At 70.5% G+C, this 21,307-nt stretch carries 13 protein-coding genes and 1 pseudogene; 1 reads left to right on the top strand and 13 read right to left on the bottom strand.

Going from position 1 to position 21,307, the window contains the following annotated elements:
* Nucleotides 1-2: 2 nt before the first annotated feature.
* The 13 genes and pseudogenes from ACRDSK_RS00460 to ACRDSK_RS00400 form a co-directional block, all read right to left on the bottom strand.
* Entirely contained in the window at nt 3-620 is a 618-nt protein-coding gene (locus ACRDSK_RS00460) for an acetyl-CoA carboxylase biotin carboxyl carrier protein (protein ID WP_431437799.1), read from the bottom strand.
* The gene (gene accD, locus ACRDSK_RS00455; RefSeq protein WP_431437798.1) at nt 617-2,299 is read right to left on the bottom strand and encodes an acetyl-CoA carboxylase, carboxyltransferase subunit beta; all 1,683 of its coding nucleotides are present in this window, start codon (nt 2,297-2,299) and stop codon (nt 617-619) included. Before accD ends, ACRDSK_RS00460 begins: the two co-directional genes overlap by 4 nt.
* Before the next feature lie 44 nt (nt 2,300-2,343).
* Nucleotides 2,344-3,072, bottom strand: a complete 729-nt coding sequence (locus tag ACRDSK_RS00450) for a DJ-1/PfpI family protein (RefSeq protein WP_431437797.1) — start codon at nt 3,070-3,072, stop codon at nt 2,344-2,346.
* 13 nt (nt 3,073-3,085) lie between these two features.
* Entirely contained in the window at nt 3,086-4,534 is a 1,449-nt protein-coding gene (locus ACRDSK_RS00445; protein ID WP_431437796.1) for an MFS transporter, read from the bottom strand.
* Between the two features lie 17 nt (nt 4,535-4,551).
* The gene (locus tag ACRDSK_RS00440) at nt 4,552-5,721 is read right to left on the bottom strand and encodes a cytochrome P450 (protein ID WP_431437795.1); all 1,170 of its coding nucleotides are present in this window, start codon (nt 5,719-5,721) and stop codon (nt 4,552-4,554) included.
* Between the two features lie 69 nt (nt 5,722-5,790).
* Nucleotides 5,791-10,041: an SDR family oxidoreductase gene (locus ACRDSK_RS00435; RefSeq protein ID WP_431437794.1), complete on the bottom strand. Its 4,251-nt coding sequence runs from the start codon at nt 10,039-10,041 to the stop codon at nt 5,791-5,793.
* A pseudogene (locus ACRDSK_RS00430) lies at nt 10,038-15,617 on the bottom strand (SDR family NAD(P)-dependent oxidoreductase); the annotation flags it as partial. The gene ACRDSK_RS00435 and the pseudogene ACRDSK_RS00430, both read right to left, overlap by 4 nt.
* Nucleotides 15,618-15,670: 53 nt before the next feature.
* On the bottom strand, nt 15,671-16,186 hold the full coding sequence (idi, locus tag ACRDSK_RS00425; RefSeq protein ID WP_431437793.1) for an isopentenyl-diphosphate Delta-isomerase: 516 nt from the start codon (nt 16,184-16,186) through the stop codon (nt 15,671-15,673).
* Nucleotides 16,187-16,208: 22 nt separating this feature from the next.
* The gene (locus ACRDSK_RS00420) at nt 16,209-17,183 is read right to left on the bottom strand and encodes a prenyltransferase (RefSeq protein ID WP_431437792.1); all 975 of its coding nucleotides are present in this window, start codon (nt 17,181-17,183) and stop codon (nt 16,209-16,211) included.
* Nucleotides 17,184-17,199: 16 nt separating this feature from the next.
* A complete protein-coding gene (locus tag ACRDSK_RS00415; RefSeq protein ID WP_431437791.1) occupies nt 17,200-18,006 on the bottom strand; it encodes a TauD/TfdA dioxygenase family protein in 807 nt (268 codons plus the stop codon).
* Nucleotides 18,003-18,989, bottom strand: coding sequence for an L-tyrosine/L-tryptophan isonitrile synthase family protein (locus tag ACRDSK_RS00410; RefSeq protein ID WP_431437789.1), 987 nt, complete (start codon nt 18,987-18,989; stop codon nt 18,003-18,005). The genes ACRDSK_RS00415 and ACRDSK_RS00410 overlap by 4 nt, the downstream gene beginning before the upstream one ends.
* An 8-nt stretch (nt 18,990-18,997) precedes the next feature.
* Nucleotides 18,998-19,759, bottom strand: a complete 762-nt coding sequence (locus ACRDSK_RS00405; RefSeq protein WP_431437788.1) for a thioesterase II family protein — start codon at nt 19,757-19,759, stop codon at nt 18,998-19,000.
* A 59-nt stretch (nt 19,760-19,818) separates the two neighbouring features.
* A complete protein-coding gene (locus ACRDSK_RS00400; RefSeq protein ID WP_431437787.1) occupies nt 19,819-20,007 on the bottom strand; it encodes a hypothetical protein in 189 nt (62 codons plus the stop codon).
* 498 nt (nt 20,008-20,505) lie between these two features.
* On the opposite strand from ACRDSK_RS00400, the gene ACRDSK_RS00395 reads away from it, so the two are divergent.
* A complete protein-coding gene (locus ACRDSK_RS00395) occupies nt 20,506-21,285 on the top strand; it encodes an AfsR/SARP family transcriptional regulator (protein WP_431437786.1) in 780 nt (259 codons plus the stop codon).
* Nucleotides 21,286-21,307: the final 22 nt, after the last annotated feature.

Here is a 21,307-nt window from a genome sequence, read left to right as displayed (position 1 = left end):
CGTCACGCGGCGAGGTCGGTCTCCAGGGCAGCGAGTCGAAACAGCGGCTGACCGAACTCGACGCCATCACCGTCGCCCACCAGTACCTCGGTGATCCGGCCCGCGTGTTCGGCCTCGACCGGCAGCATCAGCTTCATCGCCTCGATGATCGCGATCTGCTGGCCCTGGGCGACCTCGTCGCCCTCCGATACGAACGGCGGCGCGCCCGGGGAGGACGAGCGGTAGAACGTGCCGACCGTGGCGGCGTTCAGGGTGGGACCACCGGAGTCGGCCGAGACGACGGGCGCGGCAACAGGCGCGGCTACCGGCGCGGCGGCGGGCGGGTCCGGTGGCGCGGCCACTGGTGCGGGGGCCGCGGGCGCGGTGCCGGCCCAGCCCATCTCCACGGCCACGTCACCGACACGCACGCTCAGCGAGCTCGGCGGCCGCGGTGAGGACGCCAGCAGGTCGGCCGCGGTCTGCCGCACGACGCTGAGCACGTCCTCGACATCCTGCGGCTCCTCGGTTCGCTGGTCGACAGGGACCTGCGGTCCCGCGGTTCGCTGGTCGACGGGGAGGTGCGCCGGCCCGCGGCCGTTGCGGCGCGAACCGTGCACGCCATATGGGGGTCGGTCGTTCATCGTCCTGCCTTCTCGTTGTGCCGGTCGGCGCCGAACGCCCTGAATCTCGTTCGGCGGTCGGAGATCAGTTGGCTCTCGTCGAGCGGCAGCAGCTCCCGCAGGCTGTCCAGCACCGCGTTGCGCAGGTGCTGCCCGGCGGCGACGTGGTCCGCCTGCGTGCCGCCGTCCGGCTCCGGCACGATCCGGTCGACCACACCGAGCGCCGCGAGCTCGGCCGCGGTCACGCGCAGAGCCTCGGCGGCGCGCGGGGCCGCCGAGGGGTCGTTCCAGAGGATCGCCGCGCAACCCTCCGGGCTGATCACCGAGTACACCGCGTTGGCGCAGATCAGCACATGGTTGGCGACACCGAGGGCGAGTGCGCCACCACTGCCGCCCTCGCCCGTGACCACACTGACCACGGGAACCGGCAGCTCTGCCATCAGCCGGATGTTCTCGGCGATCGCGATCGCCTGGCCATGTTGTTCGGCCTCTTTGCCCGGGTAGGCGCCCGGCGTGTCGATCAACGAGACGATCGGCAGGCCGAGTTTCGCACCGAGCCGCATGAGCCGCGCCGCCTTGCGGTAGCCGGCGGGTGTCGGCATGCCGAAGTTGCGGGCGGCGAGCTCGGCGGCGGTGTGTCCCTTCTGGTGGCCGACCACGACGACCGGGATGCCGGCGAGCCGGCCTACGCCGCCGACGATGGCCGGGCAGTCGGCGCCGAGCCGGTCGCCCCGCAGCTCCTCGAAGTCGTCGAGCAGCAGGCCGAGGTAGTCCAGTGTCGTCGGCCTGCCGAGGTCGCGTGCTCGCTGGACGACCTGCCACGGGTCGCGCTCCCCCGCGTCGCCCGCGGGTGCGTCGACGGGCTTCGGGACGGCCTGGTGGCGGGGAGCCGGCGTGCTCATCGACAGCAGGCGGGCAAGCGTGGGTCGCAGCTCCTGGCGATGCCGGATCATGTCGATCAGTCCGTTGGCCAGCAGGAACTCCGCTGTCTGGAAGTCCGGCGGCAGCGACTGCTTGATCGTCTGCTCGATCACTCGCCGGCCGGCGAACCCGAGGCGGGCGCCGGGCTCGGCGATGATCACGTCTGACAACGTGGCGAACGACGCCGCGACGCCGCCGAACGTGGGGTCGGTGACCAGCGTGATCGTCAGCAGGCCCGCCTCGTCCAGCCGGCCCATCATCGCGCTCGTCTTCGCCATCTGCATCAACGCGACGGCACCCTCCTGCATCCGGGCGCCGCCGGACGCGGTGACGACCAGCAGCGGGACACCGCGCTCCAGGGCCGCCTCCCCGGCAAGCGTGATCAGCTCCCCGACCGCACCGCCGAGGCTTCCTCCCATGAACTCGAAGTCCATGACGGCGGCGACGAGCGGCCGGCCTTCGATGCTGCCGCTCGCGCAGAGCACGGCCTCGTCGAGCCCGGTCTTACGGCGTGCGTCCGCCAGACGGTCCGGGTAGGGCTTCGAGTCGACGAACCCGAGTGGATCCGCGGAGTGCACCGGAAGGTCGAGCAACTCCACGCTGTCCGCGTCGAGCAGCTGATCCACTCGCGTGCGCGCACCGACCTTCCCGTGGTACCCGCAGTCCGGGCACACCCGCAGGCTCCGGTTCAACCGCTTGTCGTAGACGAGGGAGCGGCACCGGCGGCAGCTCACCCAGCCGACCGACTCGGCCGGACTTGCGTTCACGGCGGCGGTCAACGGCGACCCTCCTTGGTTCAGTCGTCCGGGCGAATCGGGAACGGTCAGGCGCGCCAGACGGTGCCGCGGCGCTCGTACTCGAGGATGCGCTCGGTGGCCACCGCCAGGTCCGGGCTGAACTCCCGCTCCAGCAGCCACAGCGCCTCGTCGAGTCCCGAGGTGACACCCCCCGCGGTGAGCAGGTCGCCGTCGTCGACGACGCGCGCCGTCTTCACGATCCCGCCCTCCGAGGCGAGGCGCTCCTTGGCGACCGCGTGCGTGGTGCACGGACGGCCGCGTAGGAAGCCGGCGGCCGACATCAGCATCGCGCCGACGCAGATGCCGGCGAAGCTCCGCTGGCCGTCGCGGGCGGCAGTCAGCTCGCGAGGGATGACGCCGCGGGCGATCTCCTGATGCGTGCCCGGAGCGTTCGGATCCCGCCAGCCGCCGCCGGGCACGAAGATCAGGTCTGCGCGGCGGGGGTTCCACCGCGTCTCCACGAGCATCTTCGAGCCCCGGTTGAGGGTGATGACCCGCGGCTCGTCGACGGTCACGAAATCCAGTGTCAGGTTCGCGTTGAAGTAGACCCGGGCGATGTCGAACACCTCGGCGGGCGCGATGGAGTCGAGCTCCTCCACGCCGTCGTACATCAGGATGTGGGTCCGCAGGGTGCCCCGGGCACGCCGCTCGCCCGCAGCGGTCGCCGCGGCGACCGTGCCGGGTCCGAGCAGCGAGGTCATCGCGGCGACCGTGGCGGCGGCGGTCGACGAGCGGAGCAGATCTCGGCGGTTCATCACGTACCTCACCTCACGAGGGTTGTTCGGACAGCACGTTTTCGGTGGCGGCCGTGGCTGCCGCCTTCGGTGGCGGCTCGAGCCTGATGCGGGCCATGGTGATGGCGATGGCGGCCGCGATCAGGATCGTGCAGAAAAGGAACACGTTGACGTAGGACGCGGTGTCCTGAGATCCGTCCGCGCCGGCACCGGCGTGCAGGATGACCGCAACCGCCGCGACGCCCAGGGCTTGGCCGAAGTTGCGTGCGGTCGTGACGATCGCGGTGCCGCTCGCGAACCGGGACGGTGGCACGGACATGGCCGCTGCGGTCGACATCCCGGTGACCGCGGCGCCCATGCCGGCGCCGCCGATGATGCTGACCGGCAGCCACAGCGTCAGGAACGACGGTTCGTCGGTGAGCGCGAACAGCAGCCAGACTCCGCTTACGGCGTTGGCGGCGAGCCCGACCAGGATGGCGAAGCGCGGGCCGCCGAACTTCGCGGCCAGCTTGCCCATGACCACCGCGCCGACCGCGGCCAGCACGGCGCCCGGCGTCTGCGCGAGGCCTGCCTCCAGCACCGAGTAGCCCCACTCGTCGGTGAGGAACAGCACGCAGGCCAGCAGCCAGGCGAACTGCGCCACTCCGTAGAGCAGCGCCACGACGTTCGTCGTCGCGAAGGTTCGCTGACCGAGCAGACCGGTTTCGACCGCGGGCACCGGGTGATGACCGGACCGGTACAGGGCGTACGCGACCGCGAGCACGCCCACCGCAAGGCTGGTCAACGTCTTGCCGTCGGTCCATCCCCAGGTTTCCGCCGTCGTCACGCCCAGCGTCGCCGCGCCGATCCCGGTGGCGAGCAGGACCGTCCCCAGTGGATCCGGCAGCCTGCGGTCGCCGGTTCGGGCGGGCGGGCTGAGCAGGCGCATCGCGGCGAACACCAGCAGTGCCCCGAACGGGAGGTTGATGAGGAACACCGCACGCCAGTCCCACAAGTGGACCAGCACCCCGCCGACGCTCGGGCCGACCGCGGCGGCGAGCCCGCCGGCCGCGCTCCATACCCCGATCGACAGCATGCGGCGCTCGGCCGGGCAGTCGTGCAGCATGATGGCGAGCGAGGTCGGGATCATGGCGGCCGCCCCGATTCCCTGCAGCACTCGGCTCGCGATCAGGATCTCCAGGCCGGGAGCCAGCGCGCACAGCAGCGAGGCCACGGTGAACACCAGCACGCCGCCGACGAACAGCCGTCTGCGTCCCAACGTGTCGGCCAACCGGCCGGACGGCGCGAGCAACGCCGCGAACGCCACCGCGTAGGCGCTGATCACCCAGGACAGGCTGGGCAAGGACGCGGCTGGAAAGTCACGGTGCAGCGCCGGCACCGCCAGGCTGGTGACGGTCGAGTCGAGCATCGCGAGGAAACCCGCGCCGGACGCCGTGAGCATCACCGCCCACAGCCCCCCGCGCTTCTCCAACCTCTCAGTCATGTCTGCTCCCGGTCCACTCAGAACTTCACGGGGATGCCGACGGGCGTGCGGACGAGGTCCGAGAGCCGCCATTCCACGTGCTCGGGCGCGACGGCCAGCTCCAGGTTCGGGAAGCGCGCCATGAGCTTCTCCAACACCAGGCGGAACTCGATACGGGCCAGCTGCGAGGCGGGACAGACGTGCGCGCCGCGACCGAACCCGACGTGCTGGATGTCAGGCCGCTCGAAGTCCATCTCGTCGGGGTTGGCGAAGCGGCACGGGTCCCGGTCGGCCGCCTTGAGCGCCAGTAGCACCGTGTCCCCCTTGGCGATGTGCTGACCGCCGATGACCATGTCCTCGGTCGCGAACCTGCGGAAGCCGCGGGTCACCGAGCTGTGCAGCCGCAGCAGCTCCTCGATCGCGTTGGGCAGCAGGTCCGGGTTGTCCCGCAGCTCCGCGTACTTCGCGGGCTCGCTCAGCAGCGCGATGAGGGCGTTGGCGATCGAGCCGACCGTCGTGTCGAAACCGGAGATGATGATGATCGTGGCGAGCTGCCGGACCTGCTTCGGCGTGACGGGCTCGCCGTCACTGTGCGTCGACGTCGCCATGTAGCTGATCAGGTCGTCGGTCGGGTTCTCGAGCTTGGTCGCGATCAGCTTGTCGATGAACGCCATCAGCTCGCCGAATGCCGCCTCGCCATCCTCCCGTGGCCCCGTGCCGAACAGCGCGTCACCCCACGCGCGGAACTTCTCCCGGTCGCCGGGCGCGATCCCCAGGATCTCGGCGACGACGTTCACGGGGAAAGGCCCGACCAGGGCCTCCATCAGGTCCGCCTTGCCGTCGTCCGCGATGCGGTCGATCATCTCGTCGACCATCTCGTTCATCATCGGCATGAGCGCGTCGAGGCGCTTCGGGATGAACGCGTAGTTCACCAGCTTGCGTCCCCTGGTCTGCTCCGGAGGATCCTCCATGACCAGCGGGAGGTAGTCCGCCCCCTCCATCATCCGGGTGTTCGTGTAGTCCGGCCCGGCGTACTTGCGTGGGCGTGCCAGGCGTTGGTCGCGCAGGTACCGGTAGACGTCCTCGTGCCGGGTGACCAACCACGCCGGGTCTCCGCTGGGGATGCACACCCGGTGGATCGGACCGGCCGCGTGCAGCTCGGCGAAGAAGTCGAACGGGTCCCGCGAGTAGTCCTCGTCGAAGGGCATCGGGTTCTGGTGAACAGGGCATTTGCCAGCCATCTCAAATCCTTTCGTCCGATCAGGACAGTTGCTCGATCACGCCGTCCTTCGTTCCGGGCTTCCTGGTCCGCGTCGTCGGCGTCGCGGCGCGGACGCGATTTCGGGCACCGAGTCGGATCGCGGATCGATCTCGGCGATCGTTGCCGCGAGCTCCGCCACCGTGGGCCGCTCGAACACGCTCGCCGCGGCGAGCTCGATCCCGAAGTCCTTGTTGAGCCGGTTCACGACCCCGAGCCCGATCATCGACGTGCCACCGATCTCGAAGAACGGGTCGTGCACGCCGATCTCCTCGATGCCAAGAAAGTCCTGCCACACCACGGCGATGCGCCGCTCGGTGTCCGTGCGCGGTGCGAGATAGGGCGTGCGCAGGTCGGGTCGCGGGTACTTCGGACCCGCCGCAGGCGCGTCGAGCTCGGCCGCCACAGTGGCCAGCGCCGCCACCCGCTCGGCGGCGTCGGCGAACGGCTGGGTCAGCACGACGACGTGCGCCGGTCCGGCGGTGACGATCCCGGCGAGGACGTCGGCGCCCTCGGGCACGGTGATGCCGAAGTCCTCGCGATACTGGCGCAGGTGGGCATCGCGCATCGCGTCCACCGGACCCGATTGCCGGCTCTCCTGCCGCCACGGTCCCCAGCCGACCGACACCACGCGCGTGGCCACCTTCTCGGTCAGCGCGTCCGAAGCCGCGAACGCGTCGAGGAAGCAGCTCGCGGCGCCGTGGTCGGTCTCGCCAGGGCGGCCGAGAGCCGCGATGGCCGAGGAGTAGAGCACCAGCAGTTCCGGCGGATCGTCCCGCAGCGCGTCGGCGATCGCCAACGTCGCGCCGATCTTCGGCGCCAGCACCTCGGCCGCCTGCCGTCCGGTCATGTTCGCCAGCCGCTCGCCGCCGGACACACCGGCGGCGTGGACGACGCCGTGCAGCTCGCCGAACCGATCCCGCGCGGTCCGGATCGCCCGGTCGACCTGGTCGGGACGGCATACGTCCGCGGCCAACGGGAGGACCTCGGCGCCTGCGTCGCGCAGCGCCCGGACCGCGAGCACCATGGTGCTGATCTCGTCGTCGGGCCCGTGCTCGGCCAGCCAGTCGTCCCAGCGCGGTTCCGGGGGCAGCTCGGTCCTGCCGACGAGCGTGAGCTTCGTACCCAGCGGCGCCAGCCGCTGTGCCAACGACAGACCGAGACCGCGCAGGCCGCCGGTGATCAGGTAGCTGCCACCCGGCCGCCAGGCCCGCTCCGGCTCGGTGCCGGCCGGGATGGCCACCTCCGTGAACGTTCGCTGCCAGCGGCGACCGCGACGCCAGGCGACGACCAGACCGTCCACGCCGTCGTCGGTGTGGTCGTCGGCGAGCAGCTCGACCTCGCGCAGCAGCGCCGCCGCGCTCGTCGACGCGCCCACCGGGGTGTCCAGGTCGACGCTGCGGCAACGAATGTTCGGGTACTCCGCGTCGATTCCCCGGCACAGTCCCGAGACGGTGGCCTGCACCGGGTTGCGAGCGTCGCCGCCGAGCACGTCGAAGACACCGGCGGTCGCGGCCACCAACTCGACCGGTCGGTCCGGCAGCGCCTGCCCGATCGCCTGGCTGAGCCACAGCAGGCTGTAGAAGCCCGAGTCGAGCGCCGCCTCGGTGGTGTCGGTGCCCGCGTACGTGTGCACGACCCGCAGTGGGCCCGCTTCCTCGTCGAGCTCGGTGAGCACGAGCCGGTAGTGCTCGGGGTCGGTGATGTCGATGGTGAAGCGCGTGTCGCCGGTGCGGGCGTAACGGTCGCCCGGCGCCACCCGCACGACCCGGTGACCCGCCGCGGTGGCCGACTCGGCCGGCTCGTCATCCGCCCCGAAGACCAGCAACGTTCCCGTCGGCGCCGGGGTCACGGGCGGCATCGCGTCGTGGCGCCGCCAGGAGGGCGCATGGCAGCGGACTTCCCGGACAGGCTCCTCCCGGCGCGGCGCGGCCGCGCCACGTGGTGCGTTGACCGCGCCGCGGCCCAGCTCGGGCCAGAACCGCGTGCGCTCGAAGGAGTAGGTGGGCAGGTCGGCGACCCGTCGCGGTGTCGGCCACGCTGCCGGCCAGTCGACGGCAACCCCGAGCTCCCACAGCCGGCCTAGCGCCGCCCGCACGTCGAGCAAGGGGACGACCGGGCCCGGCGTCTCGGCATCGGCGCCCGCGACGAGCACCGGACTGGCCGGCTCGGCGATCCCGACGAAGCCGTCGACCACCGTGATCCTCGGCGGCCGCGGCTCGATCGAGGCGAGCTCCGCCGCCGGGTCCTGTCCCGTGGCGTGGCAGCGAACCAGCCTCAGCGCGTCGGCGAGCCCGTACCGGCCGGCCACGAGCTCGGCGACCTGTTCGCCGGCACCCGTGCCGGACACCACGGTGGGCGAGACGCCCAGCGACCCAAGCGTAGCGGCGAGCGCGTAGCCGTGCACGAACGCCCGCAGGTGCCGGTGGCCCGTGCCGGAGAGCACCTCGCGGAGGTCGATGCCGTGCCCGGCGACGAGCTCGGCGCATTCGTCCACGGCGGCGCGGAACGCCTGCTGCGTCTCGTAGAACTCGAGGCCCGGCACGTCATCGCTCGCCGCGGGGAACACCATCCCGACGACCGGCTTGGTCACCCCGACGGGCTCGGTCTCCGCGACGTCAGCACGCCGGAGCCGGGTCACCGCGTCGGCGACGTCGGCACACGGCAGGGCGCGGCGGTAGCGAAGCCCGGACCGGCCGGTCTGGGTGGTGTAGGCGATGTCGGCCAGCTCGATGTCCGCTGTGGACTCCAGGTGGTCGGCGAGGGCGGCCGCGGTGCGGGCGAGGCTTTCCGGACGGTCGGCGGACAGCGTGAGGAGGCTCGCGGTCATCGAACCCGCGTCCGGCTCCGCCGGTCGCGGCGCCTCGGGCGCCTGTTCGATGACGACGTGGCCGTTGGTCCCCGACCAGCCGAACGAGCTGACGCCGGCCCGGCGCGGCTGATCCTCGTTGCGGCGCAACGCCTGTCGCTGCCGGATCGGCTGTACGGGACCGTCGGAGGTGACGACCGAGATCGGGTTGTCGAGGTGCAGGTTGCCCGGCACCTCGCCGTGCTTCAGGGCGAGCACCGACTTGATCAGTCCGGCGAGCCCGGACGCGGCGTGCAGGTGGCCGATGTTGGTCTTCACCGCACCGACGAGGAGCGGGTGCTCGGCGACCCGGCCACCGAAGACCTCGAGCAGCGCGCTGAACTCGATCGCGTCGCCCAGCGCGGTGCCGGTGCCGTGCGCTTCGAGCAGATCCAGGTCGTCCGGGCCGACACCCGCGGCGGTGAGCGCCGACCGCAGGAGCGCGACCTGCGCCTGCTTGTTCGGCGCGGTGAGCCCGTTGCTGCGCCCGTCCTGGTTCACCGCGGACCCGCGGATCAACGCGTGGACGCGGCGGTCGTTCGAGGTCGCGTCGGAGGCACGCTGCAGCACGACGATGCCGCCGCCCTCCCCCAGCCCGTACCCGTCGCCGGACTCGTCGAATGCCTTGGAGCGGCCGTCGGAGGCGAGCATGTTCATCTTGCAGCCCGCGATGAACGTGTTCGGGTGCAGGATAGCTGAACTGGCGGCCACGACCGCGACGTCGCACTCGCCGCGCCGCAGGCTCTGCACCGCGAGATGGGTGGCCACGAGCGAAGAGGAGCACGCCGTGTCGATCGTCAGAGTGGGGCCGCGCAGGTCGAAGTGGTAAGCGATGCGGCCCGCCGAAGCGCCCTGCGCGCTACCGAGCGCCACGTAGGGATCGTTGACGAGGTCGCGTCCCTCGGCATCGGACTGCCGGTCCACCCACTGCGAGTCGATCAGCCCGACGAAGACACCGGTCTTGGTGCCACGCAAGCGATCCGGGGCGAGACCGGCGTCCTCCAGGCCCTCCCACACCAGCTCCATCAGCAGCCGGTGCTGTGGGTCCAGCCGCCTCGCCTCCTGCGGGGACAGCCCGAAGAACTCCGCGTCCCAGCCGGCGACGTCGTCGACGAAACCGGCCCGCTGGGTGTACGCCTTGCCGGGAGCGGAACGGTCCTCGGCGTAGATCTCCGCGGCGTCCCAGCGATCGGCGGGCACCTCTCGCACGGCGTCGAGCCCGTCGAGCAACTTCTGCCAATACTGCTCAACTGTGTTGGCCCCGCCCGGGTAGCGGCAGCTCATCCCGATGATCGCGACCGGCTCGCCGGACGCAGACTCGACCGCCGCCAGGCGCTGCCGGGTCTCGTGCAGGTCGGCGGTGACGCGGCGGAGGTACTCGACGAGCTTCGCTTCGTTCGCCGACTCGTTCGTTGCGGTCATGCGCTCGTCGCCCTCCCGAGGTCGGTGTCGATGAGGTTGAACAGGTCGTCGACACTGGCCGAATCGATGCGCGCCTTCAGCCCGTCCGGCTTGTTCTCGGTCCGCGCGGCCTTCCAGGTAGCCAGCAGTCCTTCGAGCCGGGCGGTGACATCCGTCCTGATCGCCGCGTCGTCCGGGACGGTCGCCAGCGTCGCGGCGAGTCGGTCCAGTTCGGACATGACCGGAGCGCCTGCCGCCATGGGCGCCTCGGCGTCGTCGGAGACGAGCTCGGTCCGCACGTAGTCGGCCAGTGCCGCCGGCGTCGGCAGGTCGAACACCAGGGTCGGCTCCAGACGCAGTCCGGTGATCGCGGTCAGCCGGTTCCGGAGCTCGACCGCGGTCAGCGAGTCGAACCCGAGATCCTTGAACGGTCGCTCGGGGTCGATGCTGTCGGCCGATGCGTGCCCGAGGACGCCGACCACCTGGGTCCGGACCACGTCCAGCACGACCTGTTCCCGCTCGGGCGCGGCAAGCTCGGCCAGCCGGTCGAGGCGCGCGCGGTCCCGTGTGGTGCCGACTCGCTTGCCGCGCTTGCTGCCGGCGCCGACGAGTCCGAGCAGCGGCGGTGCCACGGCGCCTACCTCCGCGTTGCGGCGGAGTGCGGCGACGTTGATCCTGGCGGCGAGGAGCACGGGCGCCGTGGCGCCGTGCGCGGCGTCGAACGTGCTGGTGCCCTGCTCGACGGTGAGGGGGTCCATCCCGTCGCGAGACATCCTGGCGACCACGGCGTCGTCCGAATGTGCGGCCTGATCGGGACTCTCGGCCCAGACACCCCATGCGACGGACGTGCCGGGCAGCCCGCTCGCCCTGCGGTGTGTGGCCAGCGCGTCCAGGAAGGTGTCGGCCGCCGCGCTGTTCGCCCGGCCGGGACCGCCGAGATGTCCGGCCGCCGAGGAGAACAGCACGAACGCGGACAGGTCGCAGTCGCGGGTCAGCTCGTGCAGGTGCCACGCCGCATCGACCTTGGGCCGCAGCACGTTGTGCAGTTTCGTCTCGTCCAACGAGCCGAGCAGCCCCTCGTCGAGCGCCGCCGCCGCGTGGACGACCGCGCCGAGCGGCCGTTCGGCGGGGATCGAGGCCAGCAGCTCGGCGAGCGACTGCCGGTCGGCGGCATCGCACGACGCGACGCGGACCTGCGCGCCAAGCTCGGCCAGTTCGTCGGCCAGGGCCTCGTCATCGGCGTCGGTGCCGGGGCTGGTGGTGATCAGCAGATGTTCCAGGCCGTGCACGGTGACCAGGTGGCGTGCCAGCGCGGCGCCGATGGCATCCGTACCACCGGTGATCAACACGGTTCGCCCGGGATCGGTCAGCGGCCGGCGAGCATGAACATCGTCGCGGGTATGCCGGGCCAGCCGCGGCACCAGCACCTCGCCGGCACGGATCGCCACCTGCGGCTCGCCGGACGCCATGGCCGCGACCAGCGTGTCGGATCGGATGTCGTCTGCGCCGAGGTCCACGATGGCGAACCGGTCGGGATCCTCGGACTGTCCACTGCGGACGAGTCCCCACACCGGGGCGCAACCCAGGTCGTCGACGCCGTCGTCACCGACCGGCACCGCCCGGCGGGTGAGCACCACGAGGCGGGAGCCGGCGAACCGTTCGTCGGCGAGCCAGTCCTGCAGTACGTGCAGGACTCCCTGCGTCATGGCATGCGTGGCGGGGACGACCTCACTGTCCGCCGTGGCGGAGCACGGCAGGACGACGATCTCTGGCACCTCGGCCCCGCGGTCGATCGCGCCGGCCAGTGCCGCCAGGTCGGCGTGCCGCGTGGCGCCCAGTTCGTCCGGCCAGTGGTCGTCGTCGCCCAGCACCGCCCAGGTTCGTGGCGTGGTACGGGTCGTGGTCCGCAGTTCGTTCCAGTCCATGGTGAACAGCAGGTCGCCGTGGCCGGCGGCCTTGGTGAGCTGTTCCGCGGAGACCGGCGCCAGCCGCACCGACTCGACGTTGGCGACGGGTGCGCCGGCGGGATCCGTCAAGGAGAGCGTGACCTGGTCGGCGCCGGCGGCCGACATGCGCAGCCGCAGCGCCGTGGCGCCGGTGGTGGACAGTGACACACCGGTCCAGCGGACGGGCAGGTTTCCGGAGCCGGCGAACTCACCGAGCACGGTGGCGTGCAAGGTCGCCTCCAGCAGTGCCGGATGGATCGTGAACCCATCGGCCTCGAGCGCGTCGTGCAGAGCGACCTCGGCGACGACGTCGTCTCCGCAACGCCATGCCGAGCGCACGCAACGAAACGCCGGACCCAGCGTGTTCCCGGCCTCGGCGAGGGTGTCGTAGACGGAGTCCGGCAGGGTGCCGACGCCGATCGGCGTGGACCCGGCCGGGGGCCAGGTGGTCGTCTCGGGCGCGGGCTCGGCCTGCTCGGCGGACAACGTCCCCGTCGCGTACCGGACCCACTGCGGGTCCTCGTCATCGGGATCGTCCGGCTGGGCGTACACGTTCACCGTGCGGCGTCCCGAGTCATCCGAACCGGACAGGTCGACGCGCAACCGGACGCCCCCCTGGTCCGGCAGCACCAGGGGACGCTCGATCGTGAGCTCGTCGAGGTACGTGCAACCGGCGTCCACTCCCGCGGACATGGCCAGCTCGACGAACAGCGCGCCGGGCACCAGGGGCACGTCCCGCACCAGGTGCTCGCCGAGCCACGGGTGAGTCTCTGGGGACAGCCGGCCGGTCAGCACGAGCCCGTTCGAGTCCGCCGCGGTGAGCACCGCGCCCAGCAGCGGGTGGTCGGCGGGCCGGAGTCCGGCCGCCCGCACATCGGTGCGCCCCCCGGTGGGCGTCAGCCAGTAGGTTCCGCGTTGGAACGCATAGGTCGGCAACTCCACGCGGTTCCCGCCACTGCCGGCGAAGAACGCCGGCCAGTCCACGTTCGCGGCCCCCCGGACGTACAGCTCACCCAGCGCTGTCAACGCGGCGACGGGCTCCGCGCGATCCCGGCGCAGGACGGGCGTGAAAGACACGTCGGCCAGCTCGGGTCCGCCGTCCACACCGGACAGGTCGGCGACACACTCCCGTCCCATGGCGGACAGCACCCCGTGCGGCCCCAGCTCGAGGAACGTGGTGACGCCCGTCTCGACGAGCGTGCGGATCCCGTCGTGGAACCGCACGGTGCCCCGTACGTGCTCGACCCAGTAGTCCGGTGAGCACAGCTGTTCGGCGGTGGCCGGCCCTCCGGTCAGGTTGGACACGACCGGAATCCGCGCCTCTCCGTAGGAGACCTTGGCGGCGACGTCGCGGAAGTCGGCCAGCATCGCGTCCATCCGCGGCGAGTGGAACGCGTGGCTGACGGCCAACCGCTTGACCCCGCGCCGCTGCCGCTCGAAGCGCGCGGCGATGGCCAGCACCGGCTCCTCGTCGCCGGAGACGACGACGGACGACGGGCCGTTGATCGCGGCGATGCTCACCCGGCCGGGGTCCTCGTCGAGCAGGGGCAGTACCTCGTCCTCGGTGGCCTGCATCGCGACCATGGCGCCACCGGTGGGCAGTGCCTGCATCAGCCTCCCGCGGGCCACGACCATGGCGGCCGCGTCGGCCAGCGACAGCACGCCGGACACGTGTGCCGCGACCAGTTCCCCGATCGAATGGCCGCAGACGAGGTCCGGGATCACTCCCCAGGAGCTCACCAGCCGGAACAGCGCCACCTCCAGCGCGAACAGCGCCGGCTGCGTGTAGCCGGTCTCGTCCAGCCCCTCGCCGTCCCGGATCACGTCGGCGATCGGCCGTTCCAGCAGGGGGTCCAGGTGCTCGCACACGGAGTCGAACGCCGCGGCGAACACCGGGTACGACTCGTAGAGCTCCCGGCCCATGCCGGCCCGCTGCGCACCCTGGCCGGTGAACAGGAACGCCACCCGGCGCCGCCCGCCGACCCCGCGCGTGTCGCCCTGGGCCACGCCCGCGCCCGGCTCGCCCTCGCTCAACCCGTCCAGCGCCCACAACAGCTCTTCCCTGTCACTGCCGACGACGACCGCGCGATGCTCGAAGACGTCGCGGCTGGTGGCCAGGGAGTACCCGACATCGACGGTGTCGAGTTCGGTCCGGCCGTCCACGTGGTTCCACAGACGGTCGGCCTGGTCTCGCAACGCCTCCTCGGTCCGTGCGGAGAGCACCCACGGCACGGCCGGCATCGGCGCGACCGGTTCGCCACGTTCACCGTCGTCCGCGGGCGACTCCTCGATGACCACGTGCGCGTTGGTGCCGCTGATCCCGAACGAGGAGATCCCGGCGCGGCGCGGGTGGTCGCCCCGCTCCCAGGGCCGGGAGTCGGTCAGCAGCTCGACCGCGCCCTCCGACCAGTCGACCCGCGGCGTCGGCTCGTCGACGTTGATGGTCACCGGCAGCGTCTGGTGTCGCAACGCCATGACCATCTTGATCACGCCGGCGACACCGGCGGCGGCCTGCGTGTGGCCGAGGTTGGACTTCACCGAGCCGAGCCACAGTGGACGGTCGGCAGGCCGGTCCTGCCCGTAGGTCGCCAGCAGAGCCTGCGCCTCGATCGGGTCGCCCAGCGTGGTCGCGGTGCCGTGCGCCTCCACCGCGTCGATCGCGGCGGAGGTGAGTCCGGCGTCCTTGAGCGCCTGGCCGATGACCCGCTGCTGCGACGGCCCGTTCGGTGCGGTCAACCCGTTCGACGCACCGTCCTGGTTGATCGCACTCCCCCGGACGACGGCGAGGATCTCGTGGCCGTTGCGCCTCGCGTCGGACAGCCGCTCCAGCACGAGGACCCCGCAACCCTCGCTCCACCCGGTCCCGTCCGCGGACGCCGCGAACGACCGGCAGCTGCCGTCCTTGGACAGCCCGCCCTGTCGGGAGAACTCGATGAAGGTGTACGGCTGCGCCATGACCGTCACACCGCCGGCGAGCGCCAGCGAGCACTCCCGCCTGCGCAGCGCCTGAACCGCCAGGTGCGTCGTCACGAGCGACGAGGAGCAGGCCGTGTCCACCGTGACGGCTGGTCCCTCGAGGCCCAGGTTGTATGCGATCCGGCCGGACAGCACGCTGCCGGACGTCCCGGTCACCAGAAGTCCCCGTACGGCGTCGGGAAGGCCGTGATAGTCCGACACGTAGTCGTGGTACATCAACCCGGCGAACACGCCGGTGCGGCTGCTCCGCAGCGAGCTCGGCCTGATTCCGCCCTGTTCCAGCGCCTCCCAGACGGTCTCCAGAAGCAGTCGTTGCTGCGGGTCCATGGCCAGCGCCTCTCGAGGGCTGATCCCGAAGAACTCCGCGTCGAACTCCGTGGCACCGTGGACGAACCCGCCTCGGCGGACATAGGTCTTCCCGGGCACGTTCGGGTTCGGGTCGTACAACTCGTCGGTAGGCCAGCCACGATCGGTCGGAAAGTCCGAGACGCCGGACGCACCGTCGGAGACGAGCCGCCACAAGTCGTCCGGGGACCGGACGTCACCGGGGAACCGGCAGCCCATGCCGACGATCGCGATCGGCTCGCGCGCCTCGGCGTCGAGTTGCTGGTTGCGTCGCCGGAGCCGTTCGTTCTCCTTCAACGACTCACGTAGTGCCTCGACGAGTTTGTCCGATGAGGTGACCATCGTGGTTCTCCAATGAAGTCGCGCAGTTCGGCCGCGAACGGTCAACTGACGAGCGGCAGTGCCGGGTCGTCGGCCACGACCGGCCACCGGGTGGGGTCCTCGCCGAGGGCGCAGAGCTCGGCCACCTGCAGCCGGCACCAGGGCGCCACCGAGATGTCCCTGCTCGCCACCGCGTACACGAAGTCGACCCAGTCCACCCATTCGAAATCACCGACCGCACCGGGTTCCGGGCTCGGGGACTCGTCGGTCACCACGCGATAGACCGGGCACAGCTCGTTCTCCGCCACGCCGTCCTCGCCTTCCGATCGATACCGGAACCGGGACAGGACCAGCTCGGGCACCGCCGTGTGCAGGCCCAGCTCGTCCCGCAGCGTGCGGGCCACCGCGCCGTCGAGCAGCTCGCCGGGCGCGGGGTGACCGCCGCACGAGTTCGTCCACGCGCCGGACCAGGTCCGCTTCACGTGTCCTCGCATCGTGAGCAGTAGTCGCCCGTCGGTGGTGAACACGTAGCAGGAGAAGCCCAGACGCAGCTGGTCGAGCGGCACTACCTTGTTCATGATCTCCCGCCCTCCGGGACGCTCAGCCGGCCAGCACGAACGCGGCGGCGAACACCGTGCCCCAGCCGGTGGTCGCCACCTGCAGGGGTACCAGCTTCGCCCGGGGCCGCAGGTACGCCAGTGCGTCCTCAATGGATTTTCCGCGCACGCCACGCCACGTTCCGAAGACGTGCATCAGCGCGAACCCGATCGCTACGACCATCGGGATCATCCCGAGAGTCGGGCCTCCGATCGCGAACACCGACAGGCACACCGTGGAGCCGCCGATCGCGATCATGCCGACCGCGGTCGCCATGGCCCGCGTCATGCCGAGCGCCCGCACGCAGGTCCGGATGCCGAACGCTTCGTCCTCCGGCAAGTCCTCCGCGGTGTTCACCAGCACGATGCCGACCTGGTTGATCCCGAAGCCGACGATCGCGGCCAGCACCGGCCAGGACAGCTCACCCGGAACCGACCGCACGACGATGAGCATCGGCAGCCAGATCAGCACCGCGGCGAGGCCCGGCATCTGCCACACACCCGAGCTCTTCAGGTGCAGCGGCGGAACCGAGTAGCCGGCTCCGATGTAGAGGGTGAATGCCACCAGCGGCAGCAGGTCCCAGTTGCCGGTACGGATGGTGAAGTACGTGGCGAGGGCGAGCACGAAGACGCCGGTGACCGCGATCTGTCGGCGGACGTTGCGCAGCCCGAGGCCGTACACCGACCGCGACAGCCGGGCCTTGTACACCGCGTCCACGTCGCGATCCGCGTAGGCGTTGGTCATGTCGATGAAGTGCATGATCGACAGAGCCATCACGAGAACCAGGAGGAAGTTCCCGGTGGCTAGCGTGCTCGCGGAGTCGACCGAGAGCAGCGCCGGGATCAGGTAGATGGCCAGCATCACCGGCAGGAACTCGACTCGCCGGATCCGCACCGAGTACCGGATTCGGCTACCCCAGGTCAGCGGTTCCGGCGATGGCGCTCCCGCGGTGCCCTCTCGTAACTGTCCGACAGTCATGGTCGCCAACCCCCGTTCACAGGATCTGGATTCGCTGGAGGTGCCTGGACGAGTCGTCCTGGAACGCGTTGCGGCCGTGCAGCAGGGCCTGGTTGTCCACCGCGACGATGTCGCCGTCGCGCCACTCGTGGGCGTAGCAGACCTCCGGGTCGTGCAGCCGGTCCCGCAGGTCTTCCTTGAACGCCGCGGCATCCACTTCGGACATCCCGTTGACATCCACCCAGACCGGGTTCAGGTAGCGCTCCGGGTCGATCGGCTCGCCGTAGCGCATGATCGTCTCGCCGGTCGCGGAGTGCTCGGCCAGCAGCGGCGAAACCGTCTCGCCGCCGTAGTAGCCGACCTTGTCGGTCCGGTAGGTGATCTCGGTCGACGCCCACTGGCGCACCAGGTCCTCCCCGGCGCGGCGAAGCACCGCGCTCGAGTCGGAGAACACCGTCTCGCCGCCGCCACCGGGACGAGGCGCCCGAACGCACTGGAACAGGAAGTACCTCGGCGCGGCCTTGGCGAAGGCACCGTCCCAGTGGAATGGCGCGTCGGTCCGGCTGAACAGGTAGTTCTTCGGGTCCTCCTGGATCACCAGATCGAGGACGGCGCCGAAGTCCCAGGTGAGGATCTCGCCCCAGCGCGAGCAGTACTCGACCAGGTCTTCCTTTTCCAGCAACGGAAATCCGCGCAGCACGAGCACCTTCGACTCGATGGTCCACTGCTCGAGGGTGGCCGGCGCGATGTCACGCAGGTCCGCACCCGCATCGGTGGCCGTCATCAGCCGGCCGAACGGCCGCAGCGGTGTCTGCTCGATGTCATGCACATCTGACCTCGTCATGACGCGATCTCCTCCGGTGGGATGTGTGGGTTGGCGTAGTGGCTCGGGCGACCGTGGCGCCAGATCAGCGACCCGTTCTCGCTCTCGGCCTGGCTCCGCTTGACCAGCGTGATGTTCGTTCCGTCGTCGACGACCACGCCGTGCCACGGGGTGAGCCAGCTGTCCTTGGTGCGGATGAGGTGGAAGCCGATCTTGTCGGCATGACTGGGCTGCGGGTGGATCGACAGCCGCAGCGAGTGCGGGAACACGTCGCCGACGAGGTCGCCCCAGGCCCTGCTGCGCTGGATCATCTGGTAGGCGAGGTCCTTGCAGCGTTTGCTGAGCCGGTTCCGGCTGATCTCCGGGTGCAGCGCCGTCTGGTCCTCCACCATGAAGCGGTGCATCCCGTTGAACAGCGACCTGGCCTGGAGGTCGGTACGCACCTCCGCGCGGATCTCGTCGACGGGCGTGGCGTACCGGGCGACGAGCAGCTCGCGCATCTCGTCGTAGGAGTCCGGGCCGAACGCGTCGTCGAGCGAGTACAGCCGCACCGAGCCCGCGCCGATCGAGTCGATGATGCGTTGCAGCTCGACGCGGTACCGGGTCACGTCGTCGTCCGGGATGTCGAGCAGGTCGGAGAAGACGTGGCCGTCCGAGCAGATCTCGATCCTGGCGCCGGGCGGATGCAGATGGCTCAGCTGTTCGCAGAAGGACTGCAGGAACTCGATGGAGATCCGCTCGCCGAGATCGGGCAGCGAGCCGACCACCTTGCCCGGGTTGCGGGACTTCGCCGGGAACGCCGGCAGTACGAAGTGGAGCGGCTCTCCTCGGTCGAGGTAGTGCCGGACCCGCTCGTCGTGCACGGCGAAGCAGGTGGCACACGGCTCCGCGCCGCACGGGTCGTCTGGTCGCTGGAGACGACGGAACCGGAAGGTCAGCTGGAGAATCTGCTTGACGAGTCGTTCGGCCGGTCGGCCGACTCCTTCATCCGCGGCAACGGTCATGTCGGGTCCTATCGCGCAGTGGATTCCTTGACGCGCACACAGGCGTGCTGGCGAATTCGCCGGAGGATGTCCGGGACGTGGTCGTTGAGATAGAAATGGCCGCCCGGCAGCACCGCCAGCTCGAACCCGGCGCTCGTGTGCTCGCGCCAGGCGTTCGCCTCCTCGACGGTCACCTTCGGGTCACTGTCGCCGACGAGCGAGTAGATCGGGCAGCCGAGCCGTGGTCCCGGTTGGTACTCGTAGGTCTCCGCCGCGTAGTAGTCGCCCCGGACCGCCGGCAGCAGCATGCTGAGGACGTCGTCGTCGTCGAGCAGGGCGGAGTCGGTGCCGGCCAGGCTTCGCATGTCGGCGATCAGGGCCGCGTCGTCGAGCAGGTGTGTTCGTTCGAGCCTGCGCAGGTGCGGCGCGCGCCGTCCGGATGCGAACAGCGCCGTCGGCTCGACGCCGTCGCGCTCGAGCCGACGCGCGACCTCGAAGCCGAGGGTCGCCCCGAGGCTGTGGCCGAAGATGGCGACGGGCCGACCGGCCAACGGCCGCAAGGCGGCCACCAGCCGGTCGGCGAGCTCGGAGATGGAGTCGAGGCACGGCTCGGTGCGCCGGTCGTGCCGGCCCGGGTATTGGACGGACAGCACGTCGATCTCTGGCGAGAGCTCCCGTGACACCGCGAAGAAGTAGCTCGCCGCACCGCCGGCGTGCGGTAGGCACAGCAGCTGACTGGGGGCATCAGCCGCCGGATGGAACCGCCGTACCCACAGATCGGTGTCGGTCATCTCTCGCTCACCTCGAGGGCTCCAAGTCGTGTCACTGTTTGCTCGAACGGGCCGGCCGGTCAGGACACGGCGAGGGTCGCGGCCTCGGTCGCCGTGCCGTCGCACCAGCTGATGGTCGTGGGCGAGACCGGAGCCCGGCCCGAATTGGTCCAGCTGTCGAGCACATCGATGCTGACGTCGGCGTGGGTCGGCGCGCCGGCGCCGTCGAAGAACAGGGAATCAAGAATGCCAATTGTGGTGGTCGACATCTGAGTCTCCTTGAGTCGTGCGTTCGCGGGTTGGCGAGCGCTCGACTCAACTTGCTGGATTCGACCGGCTCGCGACAAGGCAGTCGCTCACCGTTCCCTGTCGGGATTCTCACCGCCGAATCATGAATTCATCACGCCTTGGAGAAAGTAGCCGCGGCCCATCGCAATTCACCCGCAAACCGATCGAGCCTGAGTGTCCTACACAGGTCATCTCGGACCTCCGCGAATGCCACGCGCCGTCCGTTGAAGGTTTCCCCTGGCGCAGAGTCGTCGCTCCTGGATCCGAAGTGACGCCGTCATCAGGTGCGGGGTGAGCGATTCACAACGGAGCTCCGCGAAGGACTTTGACGTGCAGGTACGTCTGATCGCGAACGGCCACGCGGCGTGGCCGGCCCGAGGGCGCGCGATGGCTGCGGGGTTTCTCCGGAGTGACCGAATATGGGATGCTCGGCCGCGCCGATCCATGATCGGACGAATTTCCCGACTCGGAGTGAGCCAATGAATTTCTCAGTTCTCGGGAGTCTCGAAGTCACCGACGACAAAGGCGGCCAGCTGGAGCTGGGTGGCGTGAAGCAACGAGCGATCCTCGGATATCTCGTCCTGAACGCCAACAAGGTGGTTCCGACCAGCCGGATTCTGCAGGCCATGTGGGACGGCGAGCCACCCCCGACCGCGCGGAAGATGGTGCAGAACGCCGTGTCGGGGATCAGGCGACTGCTGGCCGGGCACCACGACCTGGCGCCGGCGTTGCAGACGCGGCCGCCGGGCTACCAACTGCGTGTGGCCACCGGAACCATCGACCTGTTCCGGTTCCGGTCGCTGGTCCGCGAAGGTCGCGAGGCGATCACCGCCGGTGCCGCGGAACAGGGCGCCGAGCAGCTGCGTGAGGCGTTGTCGCTGTGGCGGGGGCGCGCGCTCGCCGATCTGGTCGAGACCGGCATCTGTTGGTCCGAGCTCGCGGCGATCGAGGACGAGCGACTGTCCGCACTGGAGGACCGGCTCGACGCGGAGCTCGCCTGCGGGCGACATCGTGAGATCACCCCGGAGCTCGAGGTGCTGACCGCCACCGAGCCGCTGCGGGAACGCCTGTGCGTGCAGTTCATGCTCGCGCTCTACCGATCCGGGCGCCAAGCCGACGCGCTGACGGTGTACCGCCGCACCCGCGGGGCGCTCATCGACGGGCTGGGCCTGGAGCCCGGCCGCGGCCTGCAGGAGCTTCACCAACGGATCCTCGAGCACGACGCGACGATCCAGGTTCCGGTCCTCGCGAGCCACTAGTCACACGCGAGCCGCGTTGCTC

The sequence above is a fragment of the Actinophytocola sp. genome (genome assembly GCF_050699915.1).
Classification (GTDB): domain Bacteria; phylum Actinomycetota; class Actinomycetes; order Mycobacteriales; family Pseudonocardiaceae; genus Actinophytocola.
This window is presented reverse-complemented; position numbering and strand designations above follow the sequence as displayed.